Source organism: Kitasatospora sp. NPDC048722, assembly GCF_040650235.1.
Classification (GTDB): domain Bacteria; phylum Actinomycetota; class Actinomycetes; order Streptomycetales; family Streptomycetaceae; genus Kitasatospora.
Map to the genome: position 1 here is coordinate 16,364 of NZ_JBEZGX010000007.1, position 13,126 is coordinate 29,489.

At 74.6% G+C, this 13,126-nt stretch carries 11 protein-coding genes, 1 tRNA gene and 1 pseudogene; 8 read left to right on the forward strand and 5 right to left on the reverse strand.

Annotation, left to right across the window (positions count from 1 at the left end; all coding sequences use genetic code 11):
• Positions 1-5: 5 nt before the first annotated feature.
• Both AB0C76_RS07775 and AB0C76_RS07780 read right to left on the reverse strand, forming a co-directional pair.
• Complete coding sequence (locus AB0C76_RS07775; protein WP_359961265.1) at positions 6-224, reverse strand: zinc ribbon domain-containing protein; 219 nt, start codon at positions 222-224, stop codon at positions 6-8.
• Between the two features lie 66 nt (positions 225-290).
• A complete protein-coding gene (locus AB0C76_RS07780; RefSeq protein ID WP_359961268.1) occupies positions 291-1,637 on the reverse strand; it encodes a hypothetical protein in 1,347 nt (448 codons plus the stop codon).
• Positions 1,638-1,805: 168 nt separating this feature from the next.
• Here AB0C76_RS07780 and AB0C76_RS07785 point away from each other — a divergent pair.
• The 8 genes and pseudogenes from AB0C76_RS07785 to AB0C76_RS07820 all read left to right on the forward strand — a co-directional run bounded on the left by AB0C76_RS07785 (position 1,806) and on the right by AB0C76_RS07820 (position 11,399).
• A tRNA-Val gene (locus AB0C76_RS07785) sits at positions 1,806-1,880 on the forward strand.
• A gap of 128 nt (positions 1,881-2,008) precedes the next feature.
• Positions 2,009-2,706, forward strand: a pseudogene (locus AB0C76_RS07790) (VIT1/CCC1 transporter family protein).
• 85 nt (positions 2,707-2,791) lie between these two features.
• Positions 2,792-5,374, forward strand: a complete 2,583-nt coding sequence (locus AB0C76_RS07795) for an AAA family ATPase (RefSeq protein WP_359961662.1) — start codon at positions 2,792-2,794, stop codon at positions 5,372-5,374.
• Positions 5,375-5,489: 115 nt separating this feature from the next.
• Complete coding sequence (locus tag AB0C76_RS07800; protein WP_359961271.1) at positions 5,490-6,806, forward strand: sensor histidine kinase; 1,317 nt, start codon at positions 5,490-5,492, stop codon at positions 6,804-6,806.
• Positions 6,803-7,480: a response regulator transcription factor gene (locus AB0C76_RS07805; RefSeq protein ID WP_359961274.1), complete on the forward strand. Its 678-nt coding sequence runs from the start codon at positions 6,803-6,805 to the stop codon at positions 7,478-7,480. The genes AB0C76_RS07800 and AB0C76_RS07805 overlap by 4 nt, the downstream gene beginning before the upstream one ends.
• A gap of 300 nt (positions 7,481-7,780) precedes the next feature.
• Positions 7,781-8,068, forward strand: coding sequence for an SHOCT domain-containing protein (locus AB0C76_RS07810; RefSeq protein ID WP_359961277.1), 288 nt, complete (start codon positions 7,781-7,783; stop codon positions 8,066-8,068).
• Positions 8,065-8,820 (forward strand): ABC transporter ATP-binding protein, encoded by a 756-nt coding sequence (locus AB0C76_RS07815; RefSeq protein WP_359961280.1) that lies wholly within the window; start codon positions 8,065-8,067, stop codon positions 8,818-8,820. The genes AB0C76_RS07810 and AB0C76_RS07815 overlap by 4 nt, the downstream gene beginning before the upstream one ends.
• On the forward strand, positions 8,817-11,399 hold the full coding sequence (locus tag AB0C76_RS07820) for an ABC transporter permease (protein ID WP_359961283.1): 2,583 nt from the start codon (positions 8,817-8,819) through the stop codon (positions 11,397-11,399). Before AB0C76_RS07815 ends, AB0C76_RS07820 begins: the two co-directional genes overlap by 4 nt.
• 197 nt (positions 11,400-11,596) lie before the next feature.
• On the opposite strand, the gene AB0C76_RS07825 is transcribed toward AB0C76_RS07820, so the two are convergent.
• From AB0C76_RS07825 to AB0C76_RS07835, 3 genes are all read right to left on the reverse strand, one after another.
• On the reverse strand, positions 11,597-12,478 hold the full coding sequence (locus AB0C76_RS07825) for a metallophosphoesterase (protein WP_359961286.1): 882 nt from the start codon (positions 12,476-12,478) through the stop codon (positions 11,597-11,599).
• A gap of 125 nt (positions 12,479-12,603) precedes the next feature.
• Positions 12,604-12,888, reverse strand: coding sequence for a DUF4190 domain-containing protein (locus AB0C76_RS07830; RefSeq protein WP_359961289.1), 285 nt, complete (start codon positions 12,886-12,888; stop codon positions 12,604-12,606).
• A gap of 62 nt (positions 12,889-12,950) precedes the next feature.
• Entirely contained in the window at positions 12,951-13,106 is a 156-nt protein-coding gene (locus AB0C76_RS07835) for a hypothetical protein (protein WP_359961292.1), read from the reverse strand.
• Positions 13,107-13,126 lie beyond the last annotated feature (20 nt).

Genomic DNA, 13,126 nt, shown 5'->3' on the forward strand with positions numbered 1-13,126 from the left:
GTGTTTCAGCCGCAGCAGCCCCCGCCGCAGCATCCGCCCCCGCCGGAGGGGGCGGACTGCGGCGCGCTGCTGCCGGCGCCGCCCGTGACGGCGACGGTGGACAGCAGCTTCACGGTGTCCTCGTGGCCCTGCGGGCAGACGGCGGGGTCGTTGGCCTGCGCCATCGTGCGGCGCAGTTCGAACGTGGCGCCGCAGGAGCGGCAGCGGAAGTCGTAGCGTGGCATACCCGCAGGGTACCGACGAGCGGGCCGGTCGGGTGGCTCAGCGGTGGGATCCGAGGCTGCCGCGGCTCAGCGGTGGGATCCGAGGTCGCCGCGGATCAGCTCGATCACCCGGGCCGCGGTGTCCCGGGCCGCCGCCAGTTCGCTCAGGAAGAGCCAGTAGTCCGGATGCCGGCCGCCCGCCTCCAGCGTCACGAGCGCCCGGTCGATCCGCGTGACGGCCTCGTCCAGCGGCGCGGCGTGCCGCGGGTCCGGCGCGTGCCGGCCGGCCATCGCGAGCCGCTGCGCGTCCCGGACGGCGAAGCGGGCCCGCTCGACCTCCCGGCTCGGGTCGTGTTGCACCTCGTTCAGCTGCCGCAGCCGCTCGTTGACCGCGGCCACCGAGCCGTCCGCGGTGTCCAGCAGGGCGCGCACCGTACCGATCGCGCCGGTCGCGTCCGCCCAACGCTGCTCGTCGCGCGCCCGCGCCGCCTCCGCCAGCTTCCCCTCCGCCGACCGGCCGGCCTCCGCCACCTGCTCCGGCACCCGCTGCAGGTCCTGCCAGCAGGCCGTGCTGAACCGGCGGCGCAGCTCGCTCAGCGCGGGCCCGACCGTCTCGGCCTTGGTCTCCAGCGCCTGGACGCGGGTCCGCAGGCTGGACAGCCGGCGATCGATCTCCCGCGCGCGCTCGGGCAGCTGCGCGGCGTCGGCCGTGATCGCTCCGGCCTGCTGCGCGACGGCCTCCGCCCGCTGCAGCGTCGCCGCCACGCCGTGCCGGGCGGCGCCCTCGTTCAGCCGGCCCAGCTCCGGTGCCAGCTCGGCCAGCCGGGCCGCCAGGTCGTCCGCCCGCAGGCCCGCACCGCGCGCGGCGTCCAGCGCGTTGCTCGCCGCGAGCAGCGCGCGCTTCGCCTGCTCGACCGCCGGGGTGACCCGCATCAACTGCTGCTCGGCGTGCTGGAGCACCGGCTGGAGACGCTGCAGGAAGTCGTTCAGCTCGGCCCGCGCGGAGCCCAGCTGGCCCCGCACGTCCTCCAGGACGCGCCGGGCCCGGGCCGCCGCGGCGGCGTCCAGTGTTTCGTCGTCCAGGTCGTACGCGTCCAGCGCGGCCAGGTAGTTCACGGTGACCTGGTCGACCCGGCCGGAGATCGCGTCGAAGTCCGTCTGCGTGCGCTGCGAGGTCGCGGCGTTCCCTGCGGCCCGGACGGTCTCCACCGCCAGCTGCACCTCGCGCTGCGTCGAGTCCAGCTCGTAGAACGCCTCCTGCGCGGCGTCCCGCGCGGCGCGCGCGTCCGCCCGCACGCCGTCGCCACCGCGCCGCCCCCACCAGCCGCCGCCACCGCCGGCCGACGCCAGCCCGACCGCGCCCAGCGCACCGGCCAGCACCACCGGCAGCACCAGCGCCTCGGCCAGCCCGCTCCCTGCCCGACGCCGTCCCACCGACACTGCGCGCTCCCTGCTCCGACCGCTGATCCGCCCGCCATTGTCCCCGATCACCCCACCCCACCGTCACCCCCACCCACCCCACTCCCCGCCCACCCGCACCACACCACCCCCGACGACCAGGTACCCTAGGCAGTCGTCGTGCCCCCACCGGGCTGCGACGGGGGGCGCGTAGCTCAGTGGTAGAGCGCTGCTCTTACAAAGCAGATGTCGGCGGTTCGAAACCGTCCGCGCCCACCAGTTGTCTCGAAGGGCCGGTTCAGGAGTCATTCCTGAACCGGCCCGTCGGCGTTGTGGGGCGTGGGGGTGAGGGGCGCATTTTGGCCCGTCGGGAGGCGAGGGGTGTGGGTGGCGGGTGAGGGCCGGGGGTGGATGAGTCGCGGGCGGCGTTGTCGGCGCGGTTGAACTGGTCGCGGGCTGCGGCGCTCGGGGCCGATGACGGGGTGGTGTCGACGGCGGGGATCGTGACGGGTGTCGCGGGGTCGGCGGGGTCGCGGGCCGCGCTGTTGGTGGCGGGGGTGACGGGGCTGCTCGCGGGGGCGATGTCGGCGGCGGCCGGCGAGTACGTGTCGGTCAGCACCCAACGGGACACCGAGCGGGCCGGGTTGGCGAAGGAGCGGCGGGAGCCGGCGGAGGACTTGGAGGGGGAGCTCGACGAGTTGACGGACTACTACCGGGAGAGCGGGTTGACGGACGGGCTCGCGCGGGAGGTGCGGTGGCGCTGACCAGCGGGAGGCCCTCGGGGCGCACGCAGACCGAGCTCGGCCTCGACTCGCAGGCGCTGACCGATCCGTGGCAGGCGGCGCTGGCGAGTGCCGCCGCGTTCACCCTCGGGGCGCTGGTCCCTTTGCCGGCGGTGCTGTTGCCGCCGGAGTCGTGGCGGCTTCCGGTGACGGTGGTGGCGGTGGTGGTGATGGTGGTGGCGCTGACGCCGTCCGGGGGGGACGAGCGCCGGCTCGGCGGGGCGGGGCCGGGGCGCGCGGTGCTGCGCAACGTCGCGGGCGGGCTGCCGGCGACGGCGGTGACGTACAGCGGGGGCGTGTTGCCGGACCGCTTCACCGGGTGAGCGCGCCGGAGCTTCCGGAGGCGGGCCGCCACGGCCTGTGTTTGTGTGGCAGCAAACCGCTTGGGAGAGGTGAGCCGTCGTGACCATGCCCCCGTTCGGATCCAGCGATCCGTTCTCCGACCTGCTCAGCCGGTTCTTCGGGATGAGTCCGCTGGCCTCCCCGCCCGCCGTTCAGCGGGTGCCGATCGGCCGGTTGCTGAGCGAGTCGTCGCAGGAGCTGCTGGCGCTGGCGGCGCACCGCGCGGCGGAGGACGGGAGCAGCGACCTCGACACCGCGCACCTGGTCTGGGCGGCCACCCGGGTGGAGCCCTCGCGCCGGATGCTGGCGCGGGCGGGCATCGATCCGGACGAGCTGTCCGCGGACCTGGAGCAGGCGCTGCCGTCCGGCCCCGTACCGGCGGTGGACGGGCAGCCGGCGCTCACCCCCTCGGCCAAGCGCGCGCTGCTCGCGGCGCACGCCCGTTCGCAGGCGGCGGGGGCGTCGTACATCGGCCCGGAGCACATCCTCGGTGCGCTGCTGGACCAGGAGCGCTCGGGCGCGGGGGCGGCACTGCGCAACGCGGCGCCCTCGCAGGAGGCGCTGAAGACGGTGCTGGACGGGCGTGGCGTCGGCGGGGAGCGCAGCAGTACGGGCGCGCACCCGAGTGAGACGCCGACGCTCGACGAGTACGGGCGGGACCTCACCGAGGAGGCCCGCTCGGGCCGGCTGGACCCGGTGGTCGGTCGGGCCGAGGAGATCGAGCAGACCGTCGAGATCCTGTCCCGCCGCACCAAGAACAACCCGGTGCTGATCGGCGAGCCGGGCGTCGGCAAGACGGCGATCGTGGAGGGGCTGGCGCAGCGGATCGTCTCGGGGGACGTGCCGCAGAGCCTCAGGGACAAGCGCGTGGTCACCCTGGACCTGACCGCGCTGGTGGCGGGCTCGAAGTACCGGGGGGAGTTCGAGGAGCGGCTGAAGAACGTGATCGACGAGGTCACGGCGGCCGAGAAGAGCGTGGTCCTGTTCCTGGACGAGTTGCACACGGTGGTCGGCGCGGGCGGTGGCGGCGAGGGTTCGATGGACGCCGGCAACATCCTCAAACCGGCCCTCGCCCGCGGCGAGTTGAGCGTGGTCGGGGCGACGACGCTGGACGAGTACCGCAAGCACGTGGAGAAGGACGCCGCGCTGGAGCGCCGCTTCCAGCCGGTGCTGGTGCCGGAGCCGAGCGTCGAGGAGACGGTGGAGATCCTCCGGGGGCTGCGCGACGCGTACGAGGCGCACCACCAGGTGCGGTTCGGCGACGACGCGCTGGACGCGGCGGCGACGCTCTCGGACCGGTACGTCAGCGACCGCTTCCTGCCCGACAAGGCGATCGACCTGCTGGACCAGGCGGGCGCGCGCGTGCGGCTGCGCAGCCTGTCCGGCTCGACCGCGGCGACCTCGGTGCAGGACCGGATCACCAAGCTCAAGCGGGAGCTGGAGGAGGCCGTCGCGGACGAGGAGTTCGTGCGGGCCGCCAACCTGAAGACCGAACTGCGGCAGACCGAGGACGAGCTGGCGGCGGTCGCCGAGTCCCGCGAGGAGGTCGTGGCGGTCACCGCGGACGACATCGCGCAGGTGCTCTCCTCCCGGACCGGCATCCCGGTGGCGGAGCTGAACGCGACCGAGAAGGAGCGGCTGCTCAAGCTGGAGGAGCACCTGCACGAGAAGGTGATCGGCCAGGACGAGGCGGTCACCGCGGTGTCCCAGGCGGTGCGCCGCGGCCGGGCCGGGATGGGCGACCCGGAGCGGCCGACCGGCTCCTTCCTCTTCCTCGGGCCGACCGGCGTCGGCAAGACGGAGCTCGCGAAGGCACTCGCGGCGCTGCTGTTCGGGGACCCGGACCGGATGGTCCGCTTCGACATGAGCGAGTTCCAGGAGAGGCACACCGTCTCCCGGCTGGTCGGTTCGCCGCCCGGGTACGTCGGCTACGACGAGGCCGGGCAGCTCACCGAGGCGGTGCGCCGCAAGCCGTACAGCGTGCTGCTGTTCGACGAGGTGGAGAAGGCGCACCCGGACGTCTTCAACCTGCTGCTCCAGGTGATGGACGACGGGCGGCTGACCGACTCCCAGGGGCGCACGGTCGACTTCCGCAACACCGTGGTGATCATGACGAGCAACATCGGCTCGCAGCGGATCCTCGACCACGCGGGCGACGTCCGGGAGATCAGGGACGACCTGATGCGGGACCTCCGCCAGCACTTCCGGCCGGAGTTCCTCAACCGGATCGACGAGGTGATCGTCTTCCACGCGCTCACCCGCAAGGACCTGCTGTCCGTCGTGGACCTGCTGCTGGAGCGCAGCCGGCGCCGGCTGAAGGCGCAGGACGTACGGCTGGAGGTCACCGAGGCGGCCAAGGAGTTCCTGGTCAACCGGGGCTACCAGCCGGAGTTCGGGGCCCGGCCGCTGCGCCGGACGATCCAGTCGGAGCTGGACAACCGGCTCTCCAACCTGCTGCTGGACGGCACGGTACGGGAGGGGGACACGCTGATCGCGGACGTGGGGGAGGGCGGTCTTGTGGTCACGCTGGTCCGGCCGGAGCCGTCGGCGACCTTCGAGGCGGCGGAGGCGGCGGCGGAGGCAGCGGCCGGGCCTGGAGCCGGGACCGGGGCGGCCGGTGCGGAGGCCGGCGCGGCTGCGAGGGGGTGAGCCGCGGCGGCCGGGTCTCGGGCGCGGCCCGCAGGGGCGTACTCCCGGGGGAGTACGCCCGAACGCCACTGGTGGAGGACGCGCGCGGGCGGGGCGCGGGTCTAGCCTTCCGGGCATGATGCCGCCGATGTCCCCGCCGCCGTCGGAGCGGCCGCCCGGCCGCAGCGGGACCGAGCCCTCGGCCGGGACCGAGCCTGCGGTCGGAGCCGAGCCAGTCTCCGGGCCCGGCCCCACGCCCGCCTCCGGGCCGCCGCCCGAGCCGTGGCGTCCGCCGTGGGTGCGGGGGGCCCGGGGCGGCCGGTCGCTGGGGCTCGCGGCGGGCGTCGCCGTGGTGCAGGTGGTCGGGTCGACGTTCGCCGGACGGCACCAGAGCGGGCGGGTCCCGCTGGACGCGTTCGGCTACGTCCTGCTGCTGCTCGGCCCGGCCCTGCTGGTGGTGTGCCGCAACCGGCCGGTGGTGGCGGTGGCGGGCACCTCCGTCGTCACCGCGGGGTACCTGGCCGCCGGGTACCCCTACGGGCCGGTGTTCGCGAGCTGGCTGATCGCCTGCTGCTTCGCGATCGCCCGCGGGCACCGCAGGGCGGCCTGGGCGGGGATGGCGGGGGTGTACCTGGTGCACGTCCTGGTCACCTTCGTGCTGCCGGACGGCTGGCAGCGCGTGCCGCGCACAGCGTTCTCGTGGCAGCAGGAACTCGGCCTGCTGGCCTGGCTGTTGCTCGTAATGGCGATCGCCGAGATCATCCGGTTCCGGCGTGAGCGGATCGCCGCCCACCGGGCCTACCGGCAGCAGCTGGAACAGCGCCGGGCCAACGAGGAACGGCTCAAGATGGCCCGGGAGCTGCACGACATCCTGGCCCACAGCCTGTCGCTGATCAACATCCAGGCGGGGGTCGGGCTCGCGCTGCTGGACCAGCGGCCGGAGGAGGCCCGCGCGGCGCTGGCCACCATCAAGTCGACCAGCAAGGAGGCGCTCGGCGAGGTCCGCCAGGTGCTCGCGACGCTGCGCGGGCCCGGGGCGGCGCCGCGCGGTCCGGCGCCCGGGCTGGACCGGCTCGACGAACTCACCGACCAGGCCGACCGGGTGGGGCTCACGGCCGAGGTGCACGAGCTGGGCGACCGGCGGCCCCTGAGCGCCGCGGCCGACCTCACCGCCTTCCGGATCGTCCAGGAGGCGCTGACCAACGTCGTCCGGCACTCGGCGGCGCGCGAGGCGGTCGTCGTCCTGGACTGGACGGATCCGGAGGCGCTCGTCGTCAGGGTCGAGGACCCGGGCCCCGCGGTGCTCGGCGACGCCGGCGGATCGGGCAGCGGGCTGGCCGGCATGCGGGAACGGGCGGGCGCTTTCGGTGGCACCATCTCCGCGGGAGCGCTGCCGGACGGCGGCTTCCGGGTACGGGCGGAGCTGCCGACACCGAAGGCGGAGGGCGAGTGATCCGGGTACTGCTGGCGGACGACCAACTGCTGGTGCGGGCGGGCTTCCGGGCCCTGCTGTCGCTGCAGGACGACATCACCGTGGTCGGGGAGGCGGACGACGGCGAGGCCGCGGTGCTGCTCGCCCGCGAACTCGTGCCGGACGTCGTCCTGATGGACATCCGGATGCCGCGGATGGACGGCCTGGAGGCGACCAGGCGGATCGCCGAGGACCCGGCGCTGTCCTCCGTCCGGGTGGTCGTGCTGACCACCTTCGAGCTGGACGAGTACGTCTTCGAGGCGCTGCGGTCGGGGGCCGCGGGCTTCCTGGTCAAGGACACCGACCCGGCCGACCTGCTCCGCGCGATCCGGGTCGCCGTCGCGGGGGACGCACTGCTCTCCCCGGGCGTGACACGGCGGCTGATCGGCGAGTTCGCGGCCCGTTCGAAGGCGCCGGAGGCGGCGCCGGCGGGACTGGCGGACGTCTCCGGGCTCACCGAGCGGGAGCGCGAGGTGCTGGCGCTCGTGGGGATGGGGTTGTCGAACGAGGAGATCGCGCGGCGGCTGGTGGTGAGCCCGTTGACGGCGAAGACGCACGTCAGCCGGGCGATGGTGAAGCTCGGCGTGCGGGACCGGGCGCAACTCGTCGTACTCGCTTACGAGTCGGGGCTCGTGCGGCCGGGCTGGCTGGGCTGAGCTGCCGGGCTGGCTGGGGTGAGCGGCCGGGTTGGCTGGGCTGAGCGGCCGGGGCCCCGGCGCCCCTCCTCGCGGCCGGGCCGCCCGGGCAGCCGCCGCCCCGGCCCGGACCTGCTCCGACTGCTTCGCCTCCCGGCTACTTCCTCCCCGGCGTGTCGCGGCCCGCTCGTACTCCCCCGGGAGTACCCCAACTGCCTCTACCGGTGGGACGCGTGATGAGACCGCCCGGCGGGACGCTCTAGTCACCTCGGGAAACCGCCCGAGGTCCTGGAGGCCCAACGCCGAGGAGATGAACCACTCATGTACACGCTGCTCGCCGACTGGGACGGGCACGGGCCCGGTCCCTGGATCCTGTTCTTCCCGCTGATCTGGATCGCCGTCGTGTTCCTGGTGATCTTCGTGCTGCGCCGGACGGTCTGGCGCCGCGGCTGCGGGTACCGCGCGGGCACCGATCACCCGCTGGCCGTCCTCGGACGCCGCTACGCCGAGGGCGACATCGACGCCGAGGAGTACCGCTCGAAGCGGGCCGTGCTCAGCGAGTCGCCGCGGTCACCGCGCGACGGGGCGCGGGGAGGTGTCGGGAAGTGACGACCCTCGACGTCGTACGCGGCACCGCCGCCCGGGTCGTCGACGCCGTGAAGGTCTACGGCGTCGGCGGCACGCAGGTCCGGGCGCTGGACCGCGTCACGGTGGAGTTCCCGGCCGGGCGCTTCACCGCGATCATGGGACCGTCCGGCTCGGGCAAGTCCACCCTGATGCACTGCGCGGCCGGCCTCGACATCCTCACGGCCGGCCGCGCGTGGATCGGGGACACCGAGCTCGGCCCGCTGGGCGACCGGCGGCTCACGCTGCTGCGCCGGGAGCGTCTCGGCTTCGTGTTCCAGGCGTTCAACCTGGTGCCCACGCTCACCGTCCGGGAGAACATCACCCTCCCGCTGGACCTTGCCGGGGCCGCCCCCGACGAGGCCTGGCTGACGACTCTCGTCGACGTCGTCGGCCTCGGCGACCGGCTGCACCACCGGCCGAGCGAGCTCTCCGGCGGTCAGCAGCAGCGGGTCGCGGTGGCCCGGGCGCTGGCCGGGCGGCCGCAGGTGGTCTTCGCCGACGAGCCGACGGGCAACCTCGACTCCCGCACCGGCGGCGAGGTCCTCGGCCTGCTGCGCCGTGCGGTGGACGAGATGGGCCGGGCCGTCGTCATGGTCACCCACGACCCGACGGCGGCCGGGTACGCCGACGAGGCGCTGTTCCTCGCCGACGGGCGCCTGGTGGACCGGATGGAGCGGCCCACGTCCGGGCTGGTGCTGGACCGGATGAAGGCCTTCGAACGGGGGCGGTCGTGACGGTCCTCAACCCGGTCGTCCTGCGCCTCGGCCTGCGCTCGCTGCGCGCTCACAAACGGCGGCTGGCCGGCACGCTCCTGTCCGTTCTGCTCGGCGTCAGCTTCCTCACCGGCACGATGGTGCTGGGAGACACCCTGCGGGCCAACTTCGACACCCTCTTCGCCGATGCCAACGCGGGCACCGACGTCGTCGTGCGCAGCGCCGACGTGCTCGACTCCCCGGGGTCGGCCGGCGGCGTCCGGGCACCGGTGGACGCGGCGCTCGCCGACCGGCTGCGCGCCGTGCCCGGGGTCGCGGCGGCCGAGCCGTCCGTCCAGGGTGCGGGCCAACTCGTCGGCGCCGACGGCAGACCGATCGGTGGCCAGGGCCCGCCCACCCTCGCGGGGAACTGGCTCGCCGACGGTCGGCTCAACCCCTACCGGCTGGCCGAGGGCCGGGCGCCGGCCGCCCCGGGCGAGGTCGTGGTCAACCGGGGGGCCGCCAAGAGCGGTGGGCTGCACATCGGTTCGACCACCGTGCTGCGCACGCCCGATCCGGTGCCGGTCACCGTCGTCGGCATCGCGACCTTCGGTGCGAGCGCGGACGGCATGGGGCCGAGCACCTTCACGGCGATGACGTTCGCGGACGCCGAGCGCCACCTCACGCCCAAGGGCGCGGGGCAGGCCAGTTCGATCCAGGTCCGCGCGGCGGGTGGGGTGTCCCAGCAGGACCTGGCGGCCCGGATCGCGCCGCGGTTGCCGGCCGGGGTGCAGGCGGTCACCGGCGCGGCGGCCACCCGGGAGAGCACCCAGCAGCTGTCCGGGCGCTTCCTGAGCATGTTCACCACGCTGCTGCTGGTCTTCGCCGGGATCGCACTGCTGGTGGCCACGTTCACCATCCACAACACCTTCGCGATCGTGGTCGCCCAGCGGACGGGGGAGAACGCGCTGCTGCGGGCGCTCGGCGCGGTCCGCGGCCAGGTGCTCGCGGCGACGCTCGCCGAGGCGCTGGCGGTCGGCGTGCTGGCCTCGCTCGGCGGGCTGCTGGGCGGGATCGGGGTGGCGACCGGGCTCAAGGCGCTGTTCTCGGCGCTCGGCTTCGCGCTGCCGACCGGCGGCATGGTGATCAGCACGGCCGCGGTGGCGCTGCCGCTCGCGGTCGGGACGCTGGTCGCGGTGGGCTCGGCGCTGCTGCCCGCCGTGCGGGCCGGGCGGACGGCACCGCTGGCGGCGCTGCGCGAGACCGGCGTCGACCGGGCGGCCCAAGGACGTTCGGGCGTCCTGCGGGTGCTGCTCGGGGGCCTGCTGGTGGCGGGAGGGGTGCCGGTGGCGGTGCTCGGTGCCACGGACGGTCCGTCGGTGCTCCTGACGGCCGGCGGGGCGCTCGCGGTGCTGGTCGGCGTGGTGGTGCTCGGGCCGGTCGCGGCGGCGTTCGCGGTACGGGTCCTGGGCGCGCCGCTGCCCCGGCTGCGCGGGGTCTCGGGCACCCTGGCCCGGCGCAACGCGGCCCGCAACCCGCGCCGGACGGCGGCCACGGCGAGCGCGCTCATGATCGGGGTCGCGGTGGTGACGCTGTTCACCGTCTTCGGTGCGTCGATCAAGGCCACCCTGGACGACACGGTCGACAAGTCCTTCGCGGGCGATCTCGCCGTCACCGCACCGTCGTTCGGCGCGGGCGGCAGCGGGATCAGCCCCAAGGTGGCCGACGCGCTCGCGGGGCTGCCCGAGGTGCGGCAGACGGTGGGCCTCGGCCGCGGCGTGGCCCGGATCGACGGTCACGGCCGGGTGCTGGACGTCACCGATCCGGCCCGGCTGGCCGGGATCGTCGACCTCGGCCGGGTCGAGGGCTCGTTGGACGCGCTCGGCACGGACGGCCTGGCGGTCTCCCGCGGGGAGGCGGAGCAGCAGGGTTGGAAGCTCGGCCAGAGCGTGACGGTCGCCTTCGCGGACGGCGCGAGCGGTTCCTTCAGCATCCGCGCGCTCTACGAGGGCGGCGGGCTGGCGGGGGACTACCTGATAACCCGCCAGGCCTGGGCGCCCCACCGGGGGCAGGACAGCGACACCCTGGTCGCGGTCGGGCTGCAGGCCGGCGTCTCCCCGGCGGCCGGCAAGGCGGCAGTGCAGCGGGCGCTGGTCCCGTTCGGCGGTCCGCAAGTGCAGGACCGGGCGGAGTACGCGGCGAGCGCGGCGTCCGGGGTCGACATGATGCTCTCGGTGGTCTACGCCCTGCTGGCGCTGGCGGTGCTGATCGCGCTGCTGGGCATCGCCAACACGCTGACGCTGGCGGTGCACGAGCGGACCGGGGAGTTGGGCCTGCTGCGGGCGGTCGGCCAGACCAGGGCGCAGTTGCGGGGCATGGTGCGCTGGGAGTCGGTGCTGGTGGCCGCTTTCGGGACGGTCGGCGGGCTCGGACTCGGGGCCTTCCTCGGCTGGGCGCTCGTGCGGGCCTCGGACAGCGCCGGGACGGGTTCGTTCGCGATACCGCCCCTGCAGCTGGCAGTGGTCCTGGCGGCCGGTCTGCTGGCGGGCGCGGTGGCCGGGCTCCGCCCGGCGGGTCGGGCGGCGCGGTTGGACATCCTGCGCGCGATCGCGACGGACTGACCCGACCGACGGGAGAAGGCGGGACCACAGGGAGGTGACCGAAGAAGGGCTCAGAGCGAGAAAGGACTCAGAGGAAGGAAGAGCTCAGAGGAAGGGCCAAGGAACGGGTATGGCGGACGACTGAGGAGCGGGAGGACTCAGGGACGGGCATGGCGGACGATCAGGAGAAGGTGACGGCCCGACACCCGGCCGGGCCGTCAGTCCGCCGCCCGCGGGAACACCTCCCGCAGCAGCGGGTCCGGCAGGCCGCGGCGGCGCCACTCGCGCGGGTAGCCGAGCGAGACCTCCTCGAAGGGCACGCCGTCGTAGCTGGTCTTGCGCGGGATGTGGAGGTGGCCGTAGATCATCGCGGCGGTGTTGAAGCGACGGTGCCAGTCGGCGGTCAGCTCGGTGCCGCACCACTGGGCGAACTCGGGGTACCAGAGGATCTCGGTGGGGTGGCGGACCAGCGGGTAGTGGTTGACCAGGACGAGCGGAAGGTCCGGATCGCAGGCCGCGAGCCGCTGTTCGGTCAGCCGGACGCGCTCGCGGCACCAGGAGTCGCGGTCCGGGAACGGATCGGGGTGCAGCATCCGCTCGTCCGCGCACACGATGCCGCTCTCGTAGGCGGCCGCCAGGGACTCCTCCTTGGTGGTCGTGCCCGGCGCACGGAAGGAGTAGTCGTAGAGGAGGAAGAGCGGGGCGACGACGACCGGCCCGCCGGTCCCCTGCCAGACCGGGTACGGGTCCTCGGGGGTGAGTACCCCGAGCCGGCGGCACATGGCGACCAGGTGCTCGTAGCGGGCCACGCCGCGCAGCTGCACCGGGTCCTCGGGGTGGGTCCACAGCTCGTGGTTGCCGGGGGCCCACACCACGCGGGCGAAGCGTTCGGCGAGCAGTCCGAGCGCCCACTCGATGCTGGTGGAGAGCTCGGCGACGTCACCGGCGACGATCAACCAGTCGTCGGGGCTGGTGGGTTGGAGCTTCTCCACCAGGCCGCGGTTCTCCTCGTAGGAGATGTGCAGGTCGCTGACGGCGAGCAGTCTCCCGCCCGCCGCGCCGCTCCCCGGCTGCGCTCCGCTGCCGTACTCGGTCGTCACTCCTGCCCCCTGTGGTCACCGGTCGATGCCGCCACAGTACGGGGCGGGCCGGGTTCGCGGGGCGGAACCGCGGAGCTCAGCGGCGCGTGGGGAGGCGGCCCGGGCTCAGGAACGGGGGGTCCGGTTCAGGAGCCGAACTCCATGATCACGCCGTGCGCCGACACGGTGGTGGCGGTGAAGACGGCGAGCGCGGCGACGCCGAGCGCGAGGCCGAGGACCGCCCGGCCGCGCCGACGGGTGCCGCGGACCAGGGCGAGCGTGCCGAGGACGATGGCCAGCGGACCGAGGACGATGTTGAAGATCAGCAGGCCGGGGAGGCCGAGCAGGAAGGAGGCGACGGCGAGGTTGTCGGCCTCGGTGACGGTCCCGCGGCTCGCGGCGGCCGGCTGGTGGTCGGTGACGGTGCTCATGACGGTGGCGGGTCCTCTCTGGTGAAAGGAGCTGGGGCGGAGGGAGCCGAGGGTGGCGGGGCTCAGTGCTGCCGCAGGCGGGCGATGCCTTCGCGGGCGCCGAAGGCGAGCAGCCAGGCGGTGATCGCGGCGGAGGCGGTGAGGAAGACCGGGAGCGAGGTGTGTGCGGCGGCGCCGATCAGGACACCCATGGCGACGAGGGCGGAGAGCAGGATCACGGCCGACCAGTCCTTTCCGG

Excerpts from the sequence above, each read along its gene's own strand:
- AB0C76_RS07775 (WP_359961265.1), bottom strand. The coding sequence starts at position 224 with ATGCCACGCTACGACTTCCGCTGCCGCTCCTGCGGCGCCACGTTCGAA.
- AB0C76_RS07795 (WP_359961662.1), top strand. The coding sequence starts at position 2,792 with ATGCCCCCGTTCGGATCCAGCGATCCGTTCTCCGACCTGCTCAGCCGG.
- AB0C76_RS07800 (WP_359961271.1), top strand. The coding sequence starts at position 5,490 with ATGATGCCGCCGATGTCCCCGCCGCCGTCGGAGCGGCCGCCCGGCCGC.
- AB0C76_RS07810 (WP_359961277.1), top strand. The coding sequence starts at position 7,781 with ATGTACACGCTGCTCGCCGACTGGGACGGGCACGGGCCCGGTCCCTGG.
- AB0C76_RS07830 (WP_359961289.1), bottom strand. The coding sequence starts at position 12,888 with ATGAGCACCGTCACCGACCACCAGCCGGCCGCCGCGAGCCGCGGGACC.